The sequence below is a fragment of the Bacillus cereus group sp. BfR-BA-01309 genome (assembly GCF_022664315.1).
GTDB classification, from domain to species: Bacteria; Bacillota; Bacilli; order Bacillales; family Bacillaceae_G; genus Bacillus_A; species Bacillus_A mobilis.
Window position 1 is genome coordinate 30,030 of sequence record NZ_JAKUHE010000005.1, and the last position, 20,211, is coordinate 50,240.

Consider the following 20,211-nt stretch of genomic DNA (forward strand, 5'->3'; position numbering starts at 1 on the left):
AATGATTAAAGGTCTTTACGAAGCACATTTACCTGTCCGTAACCTAGAGATATCAATACCTTTTTATGAATCACTTGGACTGAAATTATATAAAAGAGGAGATGATATTGCTTTCTTTTGGATTAAAGAAAATGAAAGTTGGCTCGGCCTTTGGGAAGGCACTGAATATAAAGTTAATTATCATCCCTCTTTACGACACATCGCCTTTCAAGTAAGCTTACATGATTTAGAAAATGCGATTCATTGGCTAAATCAAAAAGGCATTTCAGCACGAAAAGATTTCGGAATGGAACCAATTGAACCGATTGTTTTTCCTGAATTAGCGCATGCCGCCGTATACTTTAACGATCCTGACGGAAATAGTTTAGAATTGATTGCACAATTACCTGTTGGACTTCCTACAGCCGAGAAAGTGTATTTAAGCGAGTGGAAAAAACAAGTTCCAGCATCCTTATTACATAAAGATTAATCTTGTTATGTCAGTTTCTTATTCTACACTTCTAAAAACAAATAATAACTTCAAAAAACTATTTTACGGTCAAACGTTAAGTGTACTTGGAGATTGGTTTCATACTGTAGCTTTAGTAACATTCGTCTATAGCATAACGAAATCTCCGTTTATGATCGCACTAACTTTTATAAGTAAAGGTTTACCTCAACTTCTTCTTAGCCCTTTCATTGGCGGCGTTGTAGATCGTTTTTCTAAAAAGAAGATTCTGATTTTTACCGATATTTTACGAGGCATAATCGTCCTCACTTATTTATTTGCACTATATAAAATTGAGATTATTTTCATTTCTAATATATGTTTAGCTGTACTTTCTTGTTTATTTGAGCCGGCTAAACAAGCAACCTTAAAAAATATCGTACACCAAGATCATTTCGTAACTGCTAACTCTCTTTCTAGTATAATGAATGGTTTTATGTCTATTATGGGGGCTTCTTTAGGCGGAATCCTTGCACAATCTTTACATATTGAGTTCGCTTTTTTAGTAAATAGCCTGTCATACTTTATTTCAGCCTATTTTATTTATAATATGAGTGTCCCTTCTCATGATACTTGTAATAAGAAAAAAGCATTTTTTACTGATATAAAAGATGGTTATACATACATATTACAAACTAAAATTATTTTAACCTTAATTCTTGTCGGCATTTCATGGGGCATGATTGGAGGTGCTTATCAGCTACTTCTAACGATCTATGCCGAAAAAATTTTTCACACGAATATCGGAATTTTATATACGGTTCAAGGGGCTGGGCTTATGATGGGTAGTCTCCTCGTTAATCTTTATATATCTCATAATAAAGAAAGAATGAAAAAAGCATTTGGCTGGGCCTACTTCCTACAAGGAATTTTCTTTCTCGCATTCATTTTATCCGATCAGCTTATTGTCGGTATTATTACATTGCTCTGTATGCGCATAGCAGGAGGAATCATCGTTCCACTTGATACGACATTACTTCAAACTTACACGAAGGAAAATATGATGGGTAAAGTTTTTTCATTCCATTATTCCATTTATGGATCTCTTATTCAGTTATCTATGTTTTTTACAGGAGCGCTTCTAGAGGTTCTTTCTCCGCAAGTTATCGGTACCTTGTTGGCTATATGCTGTATTTTTGTTAGTTTTATATGGCTTTACTTATTCTATCGCGGGAAACTGAGTAAAGAATCCACTATCACTTAATAGCATGTTTATGTACATGCTATTTTTATTTATGTCGAAATTCAAAGGAAAAAGGCGATTTATTTTCCTTACGTTCTAATTTTTTAGAATGTACAATAAATTTAGATTGTAAGAAAGGAGATTTCGTAATGTTTGACGATAGACTTACTATTTCAGCTGAGCAGCAGAAGCTCATTTCCAACGCAACTCGCATTCAAATTCTTCACCTTTTAAAAGACGAAGCACTCACTGCAAAACAAGTAGCTACTAAACTAAATAAATCTGCTGGTAGCGTACATTATCACGTTCAAATTTTATATGATGGAGGGTTACTTGAATTAGTAGAAACGAAAGAAAAACGGGGAATTATTGAAAAATATTACAAGGCAAAATCTGCTCATTTCTATATTGAAGAAAGCGGCACAGAAGGAACAAATACAGGTAGTCATATTGTGTCTCATTTATTTTTAACTCCCGAGGAATTACAACAGCTTACTTGGGAAGTTTCACAAGTTTTATTACGCTGGGAAAACAAAACCGCTCGTCAATCAAACTCCGAAGAGGAATACGCTATTTCCTGCAAAATTAAAAAACAATGAAAGAAAGGTCCAGCTGCTCATGAAAAATAAATTATTATTATTGTCAGGAACAGGAATTTCTCGTTTAGGTGATTTTATGTATCTCATCGCCCTAAACGTAATGGTGTTAAATAGCACAAACTCCCCTGCTGCTGTAGCAGGATTATGGATTGTAGGTCCAATTGCGACCGTTGTTACAAAAATATGGTCTGGTAGCATAGTAGATCGATTAAACAAACGGTCCATTATGCTCATCACAGATATAATTCGGGCAGCTCTCATTGGCTGTATTCCACTATTTGATTCTATTTGGGCCATTTATATTTTTATCTTTTTAACTCGCATCGCTACATCATTTTTCGATCCAGCATCATTTTCTTATAGAACAATGCTCATACGAGCTGAAGAACGCGCTCAATTCAACGCTTGGAATAACTTTTGTACAAGCGGGGCTTTTATTATCGGTCCAGCCCTTGCTGGAATACTTCTCACCACGTACTCAGCATCCTTTGTAATTTACTGCAACTCACTTTCCTTTCTACTTTCTACTATTCTCATTTATTTCTTACCAAACATTACACTACAAACAAAGCAAAACGAAGAAGTTGCAAATACTTTCGTACAAACATTACGAAGTGATTGGAAACAAGTTTTTTCATTCGCTCGAACGGAAACTTACATCATTCTCATATTCGTTTTATTTCAAGCCACTATGCTTGTTTCTATGGCGCTCGATTCACAAGAAGTTGTATTCACAAAACAAGTACTGTTTTTATCCGACATGGAATATAGCATGCTTGTTAGTATAACTGGTGCTGCATATATTTTTGGTTCATTTCTTGTTTCTCTCTTTGCTAAACGATTACCGATTCAACATTGTATCGGATTCGGTATGATTTTTACAGCAATAGGTTATGTAATTTTCGCCTTTTCAAATTCATTTATAGTCGCGGCAGGCGGTTTCATTTTACTGGGCATTTCTTCATCATTTGCTGGTACTGGCTTTATCACATTTTATCAAAATAACATCCCTGTAGACATGATAGGACGGATTGATAGCGTATTTGATTCTATAAAAAATTTCATCCAAATCTTTTTCATTTTAGCAATTGGGGCATCCGCACAATTTCTTTCCGTTCAAATTACTGTAATCATTAGCTCGTTACTCATTCTTCTCCTTTCCTGTTTATTAGCAATCCGGGTAATGACGCCTTCACGAGAAAAATATTTTAAGGCTACAGGATCATCATTGGAATATTAAATGCATCATAAAAAGCGGCTATTTAGCCGCTTTTTTCCCGTTTTAAAGGACAGTAAGCCCCACTGATTTAAGTTTCACTTTATGTTAAAATATGTATTGGATTTGATTATGTAGGAGGGTTATTTTGGAGATTATATTCACTTTCATATGTATTATATTAGTAGCTTCTATTTTACAAACAAGTACAGGTTTTGGCTTTTCTATTATGGCAACACCTTTCTTACTCATGCTATTTCTACCACAAGAAGCTATTCAAATAAATATTATTTTATCATTAATTATTTCCATATCACTCATTTGGAAAATAAGAACAGACATTGATTTTATTCTACTGAAAAGATTAATTTTCGGAAGCATAGTTGGTGTTCCGTTTGGTATTATCATTTTCACTTCCATTAACATCAACACATTTAAATTAGCAATTAGCATCCTGCTCTTACTATTAACGTTGATGCTAATATGCAACTTTAAAATTCAATCAACAAAATCTAGAGATTTCATAGTTGGCGGATTATCTGGTCTTTTAACGACAAGTATCGGTATGCCAGGTCCTCCCCTGTTACTTTATTTTACAGGAACTGATACGAAAAAGGAGAAGTTACGAGCAACTACATTAGCCTTTTATCTGTTTATATATTTCATTAGTCTACTAACTCAAATACTCTTCACTGGGACAAACAAAACAATTTGGGAATCCAGTTTTTATGCTATTCCAATCGTATTTCTAGGTTTGTATATAGGTCAAATTATTTTCAAATGGCTTAATCAACGGATTTTCAAAATATTTACATATATCCTTTTGAGTTGTACGGGTATGTATCTTCTTATTGAAAGTTTACATTTGTTATAAGTAAGCTTTTCAATATAAAAGATGCTTTATATTATTACGTGTGGTGGAGTATTTTACATCATAAATAAAAAACATATTTTAGAGATACAAAATCATAAATAAAATACTAACTAAACGATAAAAAGCGGCTATTATGCCGCTTTTTATCTTCACTTAAACTAACGTTTCATCACAAACCGCTGTTACATTTTTAAAGTATTGCAAGTTCTCCTTCACTTCAGCTTCATTAAATAAATTGAGCTGCTTCATTATTTCAGCAGCAAATTCAACGTACGCAGATCCTACCGCTGTTATAATTTTTCCATCAACGGTTATATCTTTATTTTGTTTATATTCCCATTCATGTAAATGCGCTAATTGTTTTTCATCTGGTGTTAATGATGTTGAGAATTTCTTCTTATTAAGTACTCCTGCTGCATGTAGTAAAGATGTCCCTGCACAAATACCCGCTATCCATTTATTTTGCTTATGTAATTCGTTCACGATAGATAACAACTTTTCATTTTCTAAATGGTCAAAAATATGTCCTCCTGGTACGATAAGCACTTCATAGTCCGCTACTTCAATAAGCTCGATAGAAACATGTGGTTGACACAAAAAACCACCTTCTCCTATAACTGTTTTGCCGTCTATTGTTGCTGTTATTATTTCGAATTCCTTACTTATTAAAAATAAACTCGCTATATTCACTTCAAATTCTGCAAATCCATCAAATAAAAAGATTAATGCTTTTTTCATATTATCTCCTCCCCCTATACTTATTCGAAGACAATCATATTTCTCCTCCAAAAAAGGCAGACCTGCATACAGGACTGCCTTTTTACTCATTTCTTGTTAAATCCTTTTTCACTTAAAAATTCTTTCATATGCATTCTTTTTTCTTTAGCCATAAACGAACTCATTGATTCCGTCCATGTTACGTTCTTCTTATTTGATGATCTTTCTTTGTAATACGAGCTCATCGTTTCATCGTACTCGTTTAATAATTCATCATATTTCTTTTCATCATATCCATTCTCATGGAGAATTGCTGCTACTGGTAAACGTGGCTTCACTCCATGATCTTCATCTGGTACACCAACTGTCATTCCGAATACAGGATATACTTTATCTGGTAAATGAAGCAATTCACTTACTTCTCTCGGATTATTACGAATACCACCAATATAACAAATACCGTATCCTAAAGATTCCGCTGCTAGCGCTAAGTTTTGCGCGAAAAGTGAAGCATCTACCGTTGCAACGATAAATTCTTCTACTCCTTCATGCTTTATCTCTGTACCGTGTTTTTCACATGCCATTTCTAGTCGCTTTAAATCTGCACAACAAACAAAGAATGCTGCGCAGTTTTTCACATGACGATTTCCGGATAACTCTGCTAGTTTAGCCTTTAGGTCTTGATCTGTTACATATATAACTGAATACGCCTGTACAAAATGTGAGGAAGCGGCATGCTGCGCAGCTTGTACCATTCTGTCTACTACATCTTTCGGAATTGATTCTTCTTTATATTTACGAACTGAAACGTGTTGCTCCATTTTATGTATAATCTCATTCATGAAAAACACTCCTTTTTTCTCTTCATAATGAAAAATTAACATATCTTTTTCAATATTCACAACTTATAAGCACAAAAAGAGCAATTCTTTTTGAATTGCTCTTTTTAAAACGTCTATTAATACGGTAAATGAAATTATATCAGCGATAATTTAAATATATCGGCGATTCCTTGCACTATATCAACGATTTTTCGAATATATCGACGATTCGACAAGAGATATCGACTTACCGACAAATAACGACAAACTCACATCGAATTATTCCTTATTTTACTACGCTGTTTTCAAAACTTTAATACCTTTTACGATATTCCAAATGAAGTAATAAATCCCTACAAGAATGAACACCGCATATGTGATCATCATTCCAATTCCAGCACCATCAGATTGATTGAAGCTTAAGCCATATATGCCGGATACTGCTAAGCCACCAAATAAAATCGCATACGGGAAAATATGTGACCAAAATGCTTTTTTCGCGTGGTATTTCACTTCATCCTCCGCAACGAAGTACACGATAATTGGCAGTAAAAATGGTGCAAAAAAGATACTAAAGTAACATAGTGAAGATAATATATTATTTCCTTTCATCCGATTCACCTCTAAATAGTTTTTGTTATCTTCATTATGTCAGGAATCCATTGTAGAAACTATCGCTTTACCTTTCACAAACATGACATATTTGTAAGATTTCCATCAAAAATAATCCCGCCTAGATTTCCAGGCGGGATTATTTTCTCTATATTCGATTCATAAACCAATATTGCGTAATGGCTAAATACTCTCGTATATTCGATGGAATGACAATTCGCTTCGGTGTTTCAGCCGGAAGGCCTTCTAATTGTAAACCTTGTTTTGCTGCTATTTTTTTCGCTCTAAACATATGGAAATCGTTTGTTACGATCATTCCTTTTTTCATATCGCTCGAAATTAACGGTTTTGAGAATTTAATATTCTCATCTGTACTCGTTGATTTATCTTCCATTATAATGCGGTCTTCTGCAATTTTTAGTTTCATTAATCCATTTTTCATTGCTAATGCTTCTGAAATATCTTCCCCTTTTCCTTTCCCTCCAGATACAATCGCAATTGTCTTCTCATGTGATTGTAAATATTCAGCTGCTTTATCAATACGATATTGCAATGAGTATGATGGTTTCGTTCCGTTGACTTTCGATCCTAATACAATTATATAATCCGCATCGTAGGTGGCATTCATTTGCCCATGCTTATAAATGTTATATTGTAAAAATCCCGCATAAACGGCGCAAACCATTATAATTCCTATCATATACTTAATTATTTTCTTCTTTTTCATATCCATATTCTCCTAAGTTCTTTGCTTCTTTCATGATAATATCCATTTATTTGTTTGTATACAGACAAATTCCAGTTCACCCTAATTTATCCTCTGGGAAGTAATATTTATATTCCTTTCGGGAAAAGTAAGTACAACTTTGCACGAAGGAGTGTCTCTATTGCTTCTCTTTTTATGTAACGTATCGTTCTTTTTTATCTTATTTTTACTATCACTTAAGATGCTCGGTAAATCAGCTTTAGCCCAACTAACTCCTCATGATTTTGGTGCTATTATCTTTTTATCTTATTTAGCTTTTCAGGCCATACCAGTCTCTGGTGCTTTGCAAGCCTTTCTCGGTATGGTCGTTATTACATGTTTGCATTTGCTTCTTACAAAATTAAGCTTACTAAACAAACTAAATCGTTTCATTCTCGGACATCCTATCATTTTAATTAAACATGGTGACATTATTTTTGAGAACTTACAAAAAAGTAGATATCCAATTGCTGAACTACTTTCTAACCTTCGCGTCGCAGGATACCCCAGTGTTCATGAAATTGAATACGCTATTTTAGAAGCGAATGGAGCCATTAGTATTTTACCTAAGCGTGAGCTTGTACCATTAACTCCAAAAGATTTGAACATAGATGTTACGTATGCCGGATTACCAATTGCCCTTATCGTTGATTCGCAAATTCAATACGATAACTTAAAGTTAATTCATAAGGACGAAAAATGGTTATATAAAGAATTAAAAGAAAAAGGAATTACAAATATTAAAAACGTTGCTTTCGCGTCTGTTCAAGAAACAGATGGATCTTTTGCGATTAGTTTAAAAGCATAAAAGAATCCCCTTACTTGTTCAAGGGGATTCTCTTCATTATATTGCTTCTTTCTCTCCCGCCATATTTAATGGAACAGGATGTTTCATACGATTCATCGTAAATACGATAATTGCTGTCAATACTTCAGCTACTGGCATAACAAGCCAAATTCCATTTATCCCAAATAATTTTGGCATAATCCATAATAATGGAATAATAAATAGTAACCCTCGGCTCATTATAATAAGCACTGATTTTGTAGTTTGTCGCACTGATTGGAAGTACTCTCCATACACAATGTTGTAGCCTAAAAATACATATTGGATAAAGAACAAGCTAATACCCGTTAATGTTAACTCCAATAACTCTGGAGATTGGACATCAAATAGACCAATAATATATTTCCCGAAGAATAATCCGACAATTATTGCAATACCACCAAGTACTACCGCAATTTTTACAGCGAACTTTAATCCTTCACGCAATCTTTCTGATAAATTTGCACCGTAATGGAAACTAGCGATTGGTTGCAATGCAGCACCGACACCGAAGAATAATAGTAATGTCATAGCGTGAATACTATTCACCATCGCATAAGAAGCGACTCCTACTTCTCCTGCATATTGAACGAATGCAATATTAAAGCCAATCGTTACAATCGCTACGGTACTTTCTGCTGTAAAGCTCGGGAAACCTATGATCATAATTTGTTTAACTGTATCCCATTCAAAATGGAATTTCGTCCACTTTAAAATACTACTTTTTCTAAAGAAGTGCGTTAATAATACAAGGAAACCGATCGTTGCCGAAAGAATAGTCGCTGAAGCAGCACCTGTTACGCCCCATCCAAAGATAAAAATAAAGATATAGTCAAACACTATATTTAATACAGCCGTTACAACTAGACCTGCCATCGCTAAATTAGGATTTCCATCATTTCGTATAAATGTACTTAAAATATTTTCTAACACGTATATCATTCCAAACGTTAATAATACGTGTAAATAGTCTAACGCATACGGTAAAATCACTTCGTTTGCACCGAATAAGTATGCTATATCTTCTATTCTCCATAAGCAAATCGCTGCTAACACACCTACGATCATTACTGCTACCGTCATAGATTGCGTAAAAATAGACCTTGCTCTTTCTACTTTATTTTCACCTAGTGCAATGGAATATAACGTTGCCCCGCCCATTCCAATCCATAATGAAATAGAGAAGAAAATTGAAAACGCTGGAATAGCCACGTTTACTCCTGCTAATCCATTTGCTCCAACTCCTCTACTAATCATAACCGCATCAATCACAATATTAACTGACATTAATACCATTCCAAGAACAGCTGGTATTAAATATGAAATAAATAAACTTTTTATCGGTTTTTCTCTTAACTTTTCTGTTGTTTCCATCATATAAATGCTCCTTTTTTCAATGCTCTGTTCACAGTTTAAACCTTAAAGTTACTTGAAGGTCAATAGAGAATTAAAAAATAGGTAACTTAATTATTGTGTTTGATGCCAATTTGTTATGATACGAGCCCTACAACTTATTGCTTTGTTTTTTCATGATAGGAATTTGAATTTCTGTTACTTGCTCCTCTGGATTTTCTGTTACAGACCAATCAATTAATGCAATCTCAATCGCATCTCCACTTACTTCGTATCCTTCTTGATCAATATATTTCATTACCTTCTTATATGTTTCATCCGTTTCTTCATATGGTCCATGGTGATATACACAGGCAAATATACCTTCTTTAATTTCATCTGAACTATGCATTTGAAAAGGCATGTAATCCAGCAGAATAAAAACACTGCTATACGCTTGAAACTCATTTTGCATTAATCCTTTCTTTGCCACCGTTACACCGATATCTCCAGAAAATAAACTATCATCCATTTGTTTCATATTTTTTTGCAGCGAATGAATATAGTACTCAAACATATCATCCGTCGTATTCGGGGCAACAGCAATGGCTGTTATCTTTCGCTGCGGGATCTCTTTAATTACCATTTGTTCAGCTTTTACTTTTGTTGCTTCCTTAATTAAATGAATTCTATGCTCCATTTTCGCCAAAGCATACTCAATTTCTCTTTGTTTTTTCAACATCATTTCTTGTTGTTTTTCCAGTAAATTGAGTGCGTATGCTGGATTTCTTTCATCAATATATTTCTTAATTTCCTTTAATGGAATATTTAATTGGCGTAAAAATTTAATCGTATCTAATAGTGAAAATTGATCGATTGTATAGTAGCGATAATTTGTTTTCGGGTCCACAATGGACGGATGAAAAATCCCCTTTTCATCATAATAGCGTAGAGTAGATTCCGCTATATTTTGCATTTTTGCCATTTCTCCAATTGTAAAACGTTTATTTAATAACATATACCCTTCTCCAATTCATAAAAAATATATCCTTATTTCTTCTTATTATATAGTGATTCTCTCCATACCTAAATCGAATCCTATCATGAAAATCTGCTATTTTTTCATTGATTTTTCATACATTTTATTATATATTAATTACAGGTTCAAATTACAAGTTCAAAAGAACTTGTAATCAGACCCTTTGTTTAATGGGTTTTACATATTTTCATTAGGCAAATTCCGAGAAATCGTATGATAAAAATAAAAATGATGAGGAGAGGATCCGATGGATTTCGAATTTTTCTTTCAAATTGCACTTATTTTATTAAGTACAAAGCTCGCTGGTGATCTTAGTGTTAGATTAGGTCAACCTTCTGTACTAGGTAAATTAATTGTCGGTATCGTTATCGGTCCAGCTATATTAGGTTGGATTGAAAATTCAGAGCTTCTAACACAATTAAGTAATGTCGGTGTTATTCTTTTAATGTTTATGGCAGGACTTGAAACAGACTTAGAGGAATTAAACGCAAATCGTAATTCTTCTTTAGCAGTTGCACTTGGAGGTATCCTTCTTCCATTCATAGGTGGTTACGTTTCTGGTCTTGTTATCGGAATGGAACAAGGAAATGCTGTATTTTTAGGATTACTTCTATGTGCGACAAGTGTTAGTATTTCCGTACAAACACTTCGCGATTTAGGAAAGATGAAAACACGTGAAAGTACAACTATGCTAGGCGCAGCTGTATTTGATGACATTCTTGTCGTTATTCTATTAGCATTTGCAATGAGCTTCTTAGGTACAGATGATGTTAACTTAACAATGATTATCTTGAAGAAAGTTGTATTCTTCGCTTCTATTATTTTAATCGGATGGAAAGGTGTTCCTGCGATTATGCGCTGGTTATCACCACTACGCGTATCTGAGTCTATCGTGAGCGCGGCTCTTATCATCTGTTTCTCATTCGCATATTTCGGCGAATTATTAGGAATTGCTGGTATTATCGGTGCTTTCGCAGCTGGTATCGCGATTTCTCAAACGAACTACAAACATGAAGTAGAAAAGAAAGTAGAACCAATCGCTTACGCTATGTTCGTTCCAGTGTTCTTCGTTAGTATCGGTATGAATATTACATTTGACGGTATTGGCAATCAAATTTGGTTCATCCTAGCATTAACAGTAATCGCTGTATTAACGAAACTAATTGGTTGTGGATTGGGTGCACGAATGACTGGATTTGACGCTAAGTCTTCTGCCATTATCGGTTCTGGAATGGTTTCTCGTGGTGAAGTTGCACTTATCATCGCTGGAACAGGACTTTCTTCAGGTCTACTAGCACAAGATTACTTTACAGCTATCGTTATTGTCGTTATTTTAACTACAATGATTACACCACCAATGTTAAAATACACTTTTGGTGCAAAAGATAAAGCAATGAAAGCAAGTAAATAAGCTTTCTACAATAAAAAGGAGATTGCTATCTTATAAGATAGCAATCTCCTTTTCATTTTATCTTTACACAATCTCGTTCTTTTTTAACCATTTTTCAAACATAATTCGTGCTTCTTCCTCGTCAATATCATCACTAAATGAATACACCATAATGCCGTAATCATCCGTATATTCACCCAGTTTCATTTTCTCCACTTTCTTATAAAAATCGTCTACCTCATAATGCGGAATATAAGCATCCCAAACTGGTTCATTTATTCTTTTGTACGCCGTCACTTCTAAATCATATCCATCTTCATAATATCCGATGTGATAATGTTGACTCAGATCATGCTTCTCCATAAAAAGTCCCTCCTACTAAACAAAAGCGAGCTGTAATCTACAAGCTCGCTTCATTCATTAAATGCGTTCCATCGCTGTCTTCAACGTTCCAACAACAAAAGCGATTTCTTCACTCGAAATAACAAGTGGTGGTGCTAATGTTAAGACGTTATTATATCCTGCTGTTGTCATACCGTTTCGCCCTATAATTAACCCTTTTTCTTTACAAGCATTTACAACGCTTGCAATTTTGTCGTTATCAATTGGCTCTTTCGTCTCTTTATCATTTACTAGTTCGATTCCAACTAGTAGACCTTTCCCTCTAATATTCCCAACAAGTGGATGTTCTCCAATTTCTTCTTTTAATTGCGCTAATAAAAGCGAGCCCATTTGTGCAGAACGCTCAATTAAATTTTCATTTTCCATAATCTCTAAGTTTTTAAGTGCTAATGCACAAGCTGCAGGATTTCCACCAAATGTATTAATATGACGGAAGAATTCATATTCTCCCTTTCCTTTAAATGCTTCATATATTTCTTTTTTCACAGCTGTCGCTGATAATGGTAAATATGCGCTCGTAATCCCTTTTGCCATCGTAATAATATCTGGCTTCACATCATAATTCATAAATCCAAATGCCTTCCCTGTACGTCCGAAACCGCAAATTACTTCATCGCTAATGAGCAAGGCACCGTGTTTTTGACACGTCTCATGAATGGCTTTCATATAGTCTTGTGGTGGCATTAATATGCCTCCGCCCGTAATAATTGGTTCCATAATAAAAGCTGCAATCGTTTCACTTAATTCCCATGTCATAACGCGATCTACTTCTTTTACACATTCTACATCATAAATGTCCTCTGCTTCTATTCCAGGCATACGATAACAATCTGGCGGTGTTACATGTAAAAATCCTGAAGCAAATGGCTCATATTGATATCTACGCTGCGCTTGTCCCGTCGCTGCCATCGTAGCCATTGTATTTCCATGATACCCACGGTAACGTGACATAAATTTATAACGATGCGGTTCACCTTTTTGCGCATAGTATTGCCTTGCTATTTTAAAAGCTGTTTCGTTCGCTTCCGAACCACTATTAGAGAAGAAAATAACATACTCTCCTCCCAGCCACTCATTTAATTTTTCAGCAAGCTTTATAGCAGGTTCATGCGATTGTGACATCGGAAAGTATGATAATGTTTGTAATTGCTTATAAGCCGCCTCTGCGAGCTCTTTTCTGCCATATCCACTATTCACACACCAAAGACCACTCATACCATCTAAATATCTTTTTCCTTGTATATCTTCAACCCAGCACCCTTCTGCTTTTGCCCCTACCATTGTACTACTTGGACTAAAGGGACGCATTCCGTGCCAAACATATTGCTCATCTTTTGCTAACAATTCATCTGTCTGTTTCGTTTTCATCATTTCTTCCACCTTCCATAACAACTTATTTTTCACAAAAGCTGCGCTGGTGCCATGATGATTTAATTTTCTCCCTGCTTATTTTCATTCCACAAAATTAAGACAAAATCCTACTTACACTACAGTAATATTTACAAGAAAAAAAGAGCTTTTCTTATATATCGAAAAGCCCTTCTCTTTTTAATGGGAAGATGCATCACTAATACCATGACCAGTATTAGATTTCACAAGAATCTCATCAAATTTCGCTGCATCTTCTTTCTTACTAGATAACACGGTTCCTAAATATGCTGCAAGGAATCCAAGCGGAATTGAAATAATTCCAGGTGTCGTATATGGGAAAATCGCTTCCCCTACAAATATAGCTTTTCCAGCTACAGGGTTCCAAACATTTGGACTTAATGCTACGAGAACAATTGCTGATACAAGACCAACAACCATACCGGAGATAGCACCTGTTGTATTGAAGCGCTTCCAATATATTGTGAATAATATTACTGGTAGATTCGCACTCGCTGCAACTGCAAATGCTAATGAGACTAAAAATGCTACATTTAATGTTTGAGCAAATAACGCTAGTATAATGGATAATACCGCTACTCCAATAGACGCATAGCGGGCCATTGAAACTTGCTCTTTTTCCGTTGATTTCCCTTTGCGAATAATTTCATTATAAAAATCATGTGCAAATGCTGATGCGGCTGTTAATACAAGTCCCGCCACTACAGCTAAAATCGTTGCAAAGGCAATGGCTGATACGAATGCAAATAAGAAATCTCCACCTAACGCTTTCGCTAATAAAGGTGCCGCCATATTACCAGCAGGATTCGCTTTCATAATCGCCTCATTTCCTACAAATGCCGCTGCTCCAAAACCTAAGAAAATCGTCATAATATAAAATGCGCCAATTAACCACGTAGCGTATACAACAGATTGACGTGCTGTTTTTGCATCACGTACTGTAAAAAAGCGAACAAGAATATGTGGTAATCCAGCAGTACCAAGGACTAGTCCTAAATTTAAAGATAGCGTATCAAGACCATCTTTATACTTTACTCCTGGATTTAAAAATGAATCTTTTAATGGTGTAGCTGTTTTCATTTGAGCGAACATTTCAGTCACACTAAAATTAAATTTTGAGAAAACGATAACAGAAATAATAAATGTACCAGCCATAAGTAATACAGCCTTAACAATTTGTACCCAGCTCGTCGCAGTCATTCCGCCAAATATAACGTACACTGTCATTAATGTACCAACGATTAAAACGGATGTCGTATATTCGATCCCTAATAATAATTTAATAAGTGCACCAGCCCCAACTAATTGTGCAATCATATAAAAAATTGAAATCGTCATCGTATTAAGCGCTGCAACGCCGCGAACTTTTTTCGCATCAAAACGCGCCGCAATCATATCTGCTAACGTGTACTTCCCTAAATTTCGAAGTGGCTCTGCAACTAAGTATAATACAACTAAGTAAGCAACTAAGAAACCGATACTATAAAAGAACCCATCAAACCCAGTTAATGCGATCGCTCCGGCTATACCAAGAAAAGACGCAGCAGACATATAATCTCCCGCAATGGCCAGACCATTTTGCCAACCAGTTAATCCTCCTCCAGCTGTATAAAACTCACTCGCATTTTTCGTTTTCTTCGATGCAAAATAAGTTATAACGAGTGTACCAAGAACGATGATTAAAAATAGTGCAAATGCGGTTACATTCAAAGTCAGCCCCTCCCTTTTTGCATATCTTGCAGAATTTTTTGCGAGAGTTTATCAAAGGATTCTGCTTTTTTGCTATAAATCATACATAATGACCACGTCATGATAAATTGTGCAAATGCAAACACCCATGCCCACGTAACATCCCCAAATGCTGGTGTATTGAGCACCTTTGAATACGATGTTAAAATAGGTAATGCAATAAAAAAGCTTAAAAAGAAAATACTCATTGGAACGATAAACTTCTTTTTCGTATTTAATAGCAATTGAAATTCTTCTGACTGAACGACCTCTGTATAATTCACCTCATTTTGTAACTTACGTGCTGACGTATCATCTCGTTTCATTATCCAATCCCCTCTCTTACTAAAAATACAATTCCCCCTTGCATACCTAAAGACTAAATTTTATAAATATTCAGAAACTTATTTTCATTTTAGACAATCCATACATTCCTGCAAAGATTTTTCGATAGACATTTTTCGGCATTTTCCCCTAAATTTTTAATATACTTTTTCAGCATAAAATTTACGTACCGCAATCTCATACTAGTCAAAATTTGAGGCTCATTAAAACAAAAGACAGAAGTAGTGCTTATCGCACTACTTCTGTCTTTTTCTCTTTTTCTAAATTACGAGCTGTTTCGCTTAATTCAACGTCTTTTCCATCTTTAAGCGTTCCAAATATGAAATCGAATACTGGATTTGAAACACCAAACCAAAACTTTTCATTTTTATAATGGTGTAATATGTGCTGTTTTTTTAGCCAGCGCCCAAACTTTGTGAACGGACGAATTGGCTTATGTGCGATATAATGTTTCCATTCATAAACGAGAAGCATGATAATCATTCCGATTCCAAATGAAAGTGTAATAGTAACACTTTTTGTTATAACGTATGATATAAGTAAATATATAGTAAAGCTAGGTATACTAAACCATACAGGCAAGAATAATAGTTTTAAATCATCTGGATATACGTGATGATCATAATGTAATCTTCTTAACATTTTTAATAAAAATACGTTTTTTGGTGGCTTTAAGTGAAATAAAAATCGATGTGTCATATATTCGTTAAGCATATAAAAAACAATCCCAAACAAACACGCTAACATACCGATCCATGCGAATAATTGCATTTTTAAAATAATGATGAAAATAAATAAAATACTATACATAATAACGATATCATGTTGTAAAAAGAACTCTTTCCCCACTCTCTTCATTTTCCTTCCCCCTTTTCCAAAAAAACAGCCGCAACATATCGTTACGACTATTTCTATTATTTTATTCTTATTCGATTCACTTTACAAATTTGCCTGTTGCTCTATTGTCGAGAAAAAATTATTCGATCCAAATATATTTTGCTTCGGAATAATGTGTTCCACCGCAAACACTGTTACTTCTCCTCTTTGAACCTCTCCAATAATGAGCCCAAATATTTCATGATTCACTGCAAACGTCGGTTGCTTTGTTTGTAGTAATCTTGCTGCATTATGAAATACCGCTTCATATAGTGGATTCCTATCAGTAATTTCTTTTCGGATTTTTGGTGCTAGCGTAATAATAATTTCTTTTCCGTCAATAGTGGTTCGATACATAAAAATCTCCCCTTCAATCTTATGTGAACAACTGTAAAGCTTTGTATGCAAAATGGATAGAATATCCTACTAAAATAATACCTGCTCCGGCTGTTATATAGCCAAGTGCTTTTTGCTTTAATAACGTCCTGCCAAAATGGACAGAAAAAGCGATATTTAAATTCCATAAAATAATGCCAACGATAATACAAAGACTGTACAAAAAGGCTTCTTGTTTCGTTACCTTCGTAAGCAATGAGCTAAGTGTACTTCCGTATATTCCAAACCAAAAAACAAGATTTAATGGATTGGATATCGCAATTAAAAAACCTGCCATAAACGATTGTTTAAGGCCACCTACCTCTTCCTTTTTATATTCCATATTCGTGTGGGAAATTCCTTGTTTTACACTTTGAAATCCTAAATAAAATAATAAGAAAAAACCTGTGCAATACATAAAAGCTTGTACATATGTATACATAAACACAGAAGATAAACCGAAATAAATGAGAAGCATAAACAAAATATCTGCAGTCATTCCACCAATTCCAACAACCCACGCATGCCAAAAACCTCGTTCAATTCCTCGTTTTAACATTTCAATATTAATCGGACCTACCGGCGCAGCTAATGAAATACCTAATACAATTTGTTGTATAATCGCTCCAAACATCGCTCTATCCTTTCTACTTCCTTTACTATTAAGTAATGATGTAATGATTAAAAATAGACTAGCTTTCATCAAAATATTTACTACTAAAATACCCTTTTTTATCCAAAATATACAAAAGAGCCATCCGGATGATGGCTCTTATTTTTCTAACTTATGAAGAAAAGGACATTTTCCTTTTATCGGCTCTACATCGTCTCCTATGAAGTATTGTTTCCATTCCCGATGATCTGGATCACCATAATGACTAATGTTAGGATGCTTCGGCAGCTGATCCCACTTTTCAACTCGATCTCGGACCGTTTGTCTTGAATATGCTCCTTTAGGACGATCCCCTTCTAATCCATCAAAGATGGTGCGTGGTTGAAACCCAATAACGAGAGAATTTCCTAAATGCCTAGTTTTTCTTTGTTTATAAGCTGGCGCATTTCCAAATGCGAATATCGGTTCACCACCAAATGAAAATTCCCATAAGTAATGGTCTGGGTCTTCAGGAATTTGCTTCGGCCATGTTTGATCATCGTTTTCATGTAAATATTGTAGTACTTTCCAAAAGTAATCACGATAATATTCCAGTGATTGTTCCTCACATTCCGGTTCCACAAAAAGAAAAAATCCTCTTCTTACAATTGGTCGCTCTTTCATTAACTCTAAAAAAGATAACATTGTATGTGGCAAATGACTCCAATCATTATGAGAGAGAAATGAATAACGAAGTTCATTCTTTTTCAAAGCTGTTAAGCCGAAATAGCACGGGAAAGTTGGTTCTAGCACGACGCTCGAAAATTTTTGAAATTCTTTTGTGACCCAATTTGGTATGTCCGTTCTCGTTCGCATTCCTTCATTATCTAATAAATAAGACTCATTCATTCTTTCTTTCACCTCATTATGTATAGCATTCAATTAAGAATATTACATACTCGGCCTGTCCTATACCTATTTAAAAATCTGGTTGAAAAATTATTTAAAAATACAAAAAAATAAAATCGCTTACTTGACTAAATTCTACCAATTCGTGTATATTTAAATTAATCATTTAGCAGAATATTCAAGATTATAGCATTTTTAGTTTATATTATCTTTCAAATGAATTTCACTAAATGAAAAAAGCAAATGTTTTTAGGAGGAATTGTAACATGCAAGGAAAAGTAAAATGGTTTAACAACGAAAAAGGTTTTGGATTTATCGAAATGGAAGGCGCTGACGATGTATTCGTACATTTCTCTGCTATTCAAGGTGACGGCTACAAAGCTTTAGAAGAAGGTCAAGAAGTATCTTTCGACATTACTGAAGGAAACCGCGGACCTCAAGCTGCTAACGTAGTAAAACTTTAATCCAACATATAACAGGAGGTTACCTTACTTGGTAACCTCCTTTGTTATTCCTTTGTATATTTCCGTTTTACAGAGCAAAAACTATGTGAAATGCGCAATATACAAAGGAGGAAGTAATAATGGGATCAGAAGTAAATGATTTTGAAGAAGTAAAATTCCGTGTAGAAACAGCACAAAAAATGGTAGGATCAGCGACAATTTCAATGGATCCAGATACATTAGAGCATGCTACTACTGCAGTAGAAGCCGCTCGTTCTCAGCTTGAGATTATGAAATCTGTAGCAACAGATTTAGATGAGCCATTTTTAATGAATGAAGAAAAGAAATTAAGTAAATGCGAGCATCAATTAAATGAAGCAAGACACTAAAAAACATCCAGAGAACTTTCTCTGGATGTTTTTTCATGACAACTGTTCCCCATACTTTTTTAATGTTTCTCCCACTGTACATTGCCTGATACAAAAGGAATGAGCATAATACTTACTATTTGTCTTTCGATTATGTTCTCGCAGAAAACACCCTTCACAATACGTTTCTAATAAGTCATTTACCTCTGTAATGAGTTGCTTTTTATCCACCTTTGCACCTCTCTATTCGGTTATTTCTTTATGACTATCAATGACGGTTCCTTCTAATGCTTGCGTAGCTAATTGATGCGCTTCTTTATTTTGTTTTCTAGATATCGGCTCACATACAAGTTTTAATTTCATTTGCCTCGCTTTTTGTTCAATTTGATCTAAGTAATGATTTAAATGCTCATCATAACAAGGCCATTCTCCAGCCAATTGCTGCAGTACAACTTGCGAATCACCACGAAGCGTAACTGCTTCATACTTAATTCCTAATTCCTCGAGTATATTCATACCATATAGTAATGATGCATATTCCGCTTCATTATTATCATATATACCTTCAATATATGCATTACGGCGAATTCGGTATTGTTTATTCCCTTTTTTGTAGTATACACATATACCTACCCCAGCTTCTTTCGTTTGTACATCATACCCGCCATCAAAATAAACGAGTATTTCTTGTAGCTCTTCCTCCACTTGCTTACTCAGCTTTTTCATTTCCTTTAATGACCATTCTGCATCCATTTCATCATAAAATGATAGTTCTTTCACTCTTCCTGTTTTCTCGAAATCCTCTGCAAATTGCAGTACATCTTCTATGTTCATATAATCTGTCGTTAATTCCGTCTGCAAACCGTGCTTCGTTTTATACAACCAATGAATTTTATATTTCATACTAGATTCCCCTTATATAAGACTTCTTTTATGTAACCAG

The 20,211-nt window shown here is 34.6% G+C and carries 25 protein-coding genes; 9 read left to right on the top strand and 16 right to left on the bottom strand.

The features are described 5' to 3' along the window. Position 1: 1 nt before the first annotated feature. From MR115_RS11140 to MR115_RS11160, 5 genes are all read left to right on the top strand, one after another. Positions 2-469: a VOC family protein gene (locus MR115_RS11140; protein ID WP_242241261.1), complete on the top strand. Its 468-nt coding sequence runs from the start codon at positions 2-4 to the stop codon at positions 467-469. Between the two features lie 7 nt (positions 470-476). Next, complete coding sequence (locus MR115_RS11145; protein ID WP_132131561.1) at positions 477-1,691, top strand: MFS transporter; 1,215 nt, start codon at positions 477-479, stop codon at positions 1,689-1,691. Between the two features lie 128 nt (positions 1,692-1,819). Next, positions 1,820-2,269, top strand: coding sequence for an ArsR/SmtB family transcription factor (locus MR115_RS11150; RefSeq protein ID WP_132131560.1), 450 nt, complete (start codon positions 1,820-1,822; stop codon positions 2,267-2,269). A gap of 19 nt (positions 2,270-2,288) precedes the next feature. Further along, a complete protein-coding gene (locus tag MR115_RS11155) occupies positions 2,289-3,509 on the top strand; it encodes an MFS transporter (protein ID WP_242241262.1) in 1,221 nt (406 codons plus the stop codon). Positions 3,510-3,633: 124 nt separating this feature from the next. Beyond that, positions 3,634-4,359 carry a sulfite exporter TauE/SafE family protein gene (locus tag MR115_RS11160; protein WP_097864587.1) on the top strand — a complete coding sequence of 242 codons (726 nt, stop codon included), beginning with the start codon at positions 3,634-3,636 and terminating at the stop codon, positions 4,357-4,359. A 153-nt stretch (positions 4,360-4,512) separates the two neighbouring features. On the opposite strand, the gene MR115_RS11165 is transcribed toward MR115_RS11160, so the two are convergent. The 4 genes from MR115_RS11165 to MR115_RS11180 all read right to left on the bottom strand — a co-directional run bounded on the left by MR115_RS11165 (position 4,513) and on the right by MR115_RS11180 (position 7,236). Next, positions 4,513-5,097 (bottom strand): DJ-1/PfpI family protein, encoded by a 585-nt coding sequence (locus MR115_RS11165; protein WP_242241265.1) that lies wholly within the window; start codon positions 5,095-5,097, stop codon positions 4,513-4,515. 86 nt (positions 5,098-5,183) lie between these two features. Then, positions 5,184-5,918 carry an oxygen-insensitive NADPH nitroreductase gene (gene nfsA, locus MR115_RS11170; RefSeq protein WP_242241267.1) on the bottom strand — a complete coding sequence of 245 codons (735 nt, stop codon included), beginning with the start codon at positions 5,916-5,918 and terminating at the stop codon, positions 5,184-5,186. 273 nt (positions 5,919-6,191) lie between these two features. Then, on the bottom strand, positions 6,192-6,509 hold the full coding sequence (locus MR115_RS11175) for a magnetosome magnetite crystal formation protein family (RefSeq protein ID WP_000678044.1): 318 nt from the start codon (positions 6,507-6,509) through the stop codon (positions 6,192-6,194). 148 nt (positions 6,510-6,657) lie between these two features. Beyond that, entirely contained in the window at positions 6,658-7,236 is a 579-nt protein-coding gene (locus MR115_RS11180; protein ID WP_097817788.1) for a YdcF family protein, read from the bottom strand. Between the two features lie 160 nt (positions 7,237-7,396). Here MR115_RS11180 and MR115_RS11185 point away from each other — a divergent pair, with 160 nt between their 5' ends. After that, positions 7,397-8,062, top strand: coding sequence for a DUF421 domain-containing protein (locus MR115_RS11185; RefSeq protein WP_097864589.1), 666 nt, complete (start codon positions 7,397-7,399; stop codon positions 8,060-8,062). Positions 8,063-8,098: 36 nt separating this feature from the next. On the opposite strand, the gene MR115_RS11190 is transcribed toward MR115_RS11185, so the two are convergent. Further along, a complete protein-coding gene (locus tag MR115_RS11190) occupies positions 8,099-9,454 on the bottom strand; it encodes an MATE family efflux transporter (RefSeq protein ID WP_242241549.1) in 1,356 nt (451 codons plus the stop codon). A gap of 130 nt (positions 9,455-9,584) precedes the next feature. Then, positions 9,585-10,430 (bottom strand): MerR family transcriptional regulator, encoded by an 846-nt coding sequence (locus MR115_RS11195; RefSeq protein ID WP_097817789.1) that lies wholly within the window; start codon positions 10,428-10,430, stop codon positions 9,585-9,587. Positions 10,431-10,698: 268 nt separating this feature from the next. Between MR115_RS11195 and MR115_RS11200 the strand changes: the two genes are divergently transcribed. Further along, on the top strand, positions 10,699-11,862 hold the full coding sequence (locus tag MR115_RS11200) for a cation:proton antiporter (protein ID WP_061680520.1): 1,164 nt from the start codon (positions 10,699-10,701) through the stop codon (positions 11,860-11,862). Between the two features lie 63 nt (positions 11,863-11,925). On the opposite strand, the gene MR115_RS11205 is transcribed toward MR115_RS11200, so the two are convergent. The 8 genes from MR115_RS11205 to MR115_RS11240 all read right to left on the bottom strand — a co-directional run bounded on the left by MR115_RS11205 (position 11,926) and on the right by MR115_RS11240 (position 18,457). Continuing rightward, complete coding sequence (locus MR115_RS11205) at positions 11,926-12,204, bottom strand: DUF3986 family protein (RefSeq protein WP_242241269.1); 279 nt, start codon at positions 12,202-12,204, stop codon at positions 11,926-11,928. 57 nt (positions 12,205-12,261) lie between these two features. Beyond that, a complete protein-coding gene (locus tag MR115_RS11210) occupies positions 12,262-13,611 on the bottom strand; it encodes an aspartate aminotransferase family protein (protein WP_242241271.1) in 1,350 nt (449 codons plus the stop codon). A gap of 180 nt (positions 13,612-13,791) precedes the next feature. Continuing rightward, positions 13,792-15,342 (bottom strand): solute symporter family protein, encoded by a 1,551-nt coding sequence (locus tag MR115_RS11215; RefSeq protein WP_242241272.1) that lies wholly within the window; start codon positions 15,340-15,342, stop codon positions 13,792-13,794. A 2-nt stretch (positions 15,343-15,344) separates the two neighbouring features. Continuing rightward, positions 15,345-15,686: a DUF485 domain-containing protein gene (locus tag MR115_RS11220; RefSeq protein WP_097817793.1), complete on the bottom strand. Its 342-nt coding sequence runs from the start codon at positions 15,684-15,686 to the stop codon at positions 15,345-15,347. Positions 15,687-15,933: 247 nt separating this feature from the next. Continuing rightward, positions 15,934-16,563 (bottom strand): sterol desaturase family protein, encoded by a 630-nt coding sequence (locus tag MR115_RS11225; RefSeq protein WP_242241273.1) that lies wholly within the window; start codon positions 16,561-16,563, stop codon positions 15,934-15,936. Between the two features lie 81 nt (positions 16,564-16,644). After that, positions 16,645-16,938: a hypothetical protein gene (locus tag MR115_RS11230; protein ID WP_000286363.1), complete on the bottom strand. Its 294-nt coding sequence runs from the start codon at positions 16,936-16,938 to the stop codon at positions 16,645-16,647. Positions 16,939-16,957: 19 nt separating this feature from the next. Continuing rightward, complete coding sequence (locus MR115_RS11235) at positions 16,958-17,590, bottom strand: LysE family transporter (RefSeq protein ID WP_000466561.1); 633 nt, start codon at positions 17,588-17,590, stop codon at positions 16,958-16,960. A 138-nt stretch (positions 17,591-17,728) separates the two neighbouring features. Beyond that, on the bottom strand, positions 17,729-18,457 hold the full coding sequence (locus MR115_RS11240; protein WP_097817795.1) for a YqcI/YcgG family protein: 729 nt from the start codon (positions 18,455-18,457) through the stop codon (positions 17,729-17,731). Positions 18,458-18,723: 266 nt separating this feature from the next. Here MR115_RS11240 and cspB point away from each other — a divergent pair, with 266 nt between their 5' ends. Together cspB and MR115_RS11250 are read left to right on the top strand one after the other, a co-directional pair. Beyond that, the gene (gene cspB, locus MR115_RS11245) at positions 18,724-18,921 is read left to right on the top strand and encodes a cold shock-like protein CspB (protein ID WP_001161731.1); all 198 of its coding nucleotides are present in this window, start codon (positions 18,724-18,726) and stop codon (positions 18,919-18,921) included. Between the two features lie 119 nt (positions 18,922-19,040). Further along, the gene (locus tag MR115_RS11250; RefSeq protein WP_000534395.1) at positions 19,041-19,289 is read left to right on the top strand and encodes a DUF2564 family protein; all 249 of its coding nucleotides are present in this window, start codon (positions 19,041-19,043) and stop codon (positions 19,287-19,289) included. A 33-nt stretch (positions 19,290-19,322) separates the two neighbouring features. Here MR115_RS11250 and MR115_RS11255 read toward each other — a convergent pair whose 3' ends face one another. Together MR115_RS11255 and MR115_RS11260 are read right to left on the bottom strand one after the other, a co-directional pair. After that, the gene (locus MR115_RS11255) at positions 19,323-19,499 is read right to left on the bottom strand and encodes a zinc-finger domain-containing protein (RefSeq protein WP_000358801.1); all 177 of its coding nucleotides are present in this window, start codon (positions 19,497-19,499) and stop codon (positions 19,323-19,325) included. Between the two features lie 12 nt (positions 19,500-19,511). Next, the gene (locus MR115_RS11260; protein ID WP_242241274.1) at positions 19,512-20,171 is read right to left on the bottom strand and encodes a ribonuclease H family protein; all 660 of its coding nucleotides are present in this window, start codon (positions 20,169-20,171) and stop codon (positions 19,512-19,514) included. Positions 20,172-20,211: the final 40 nt, after the last annotated feature.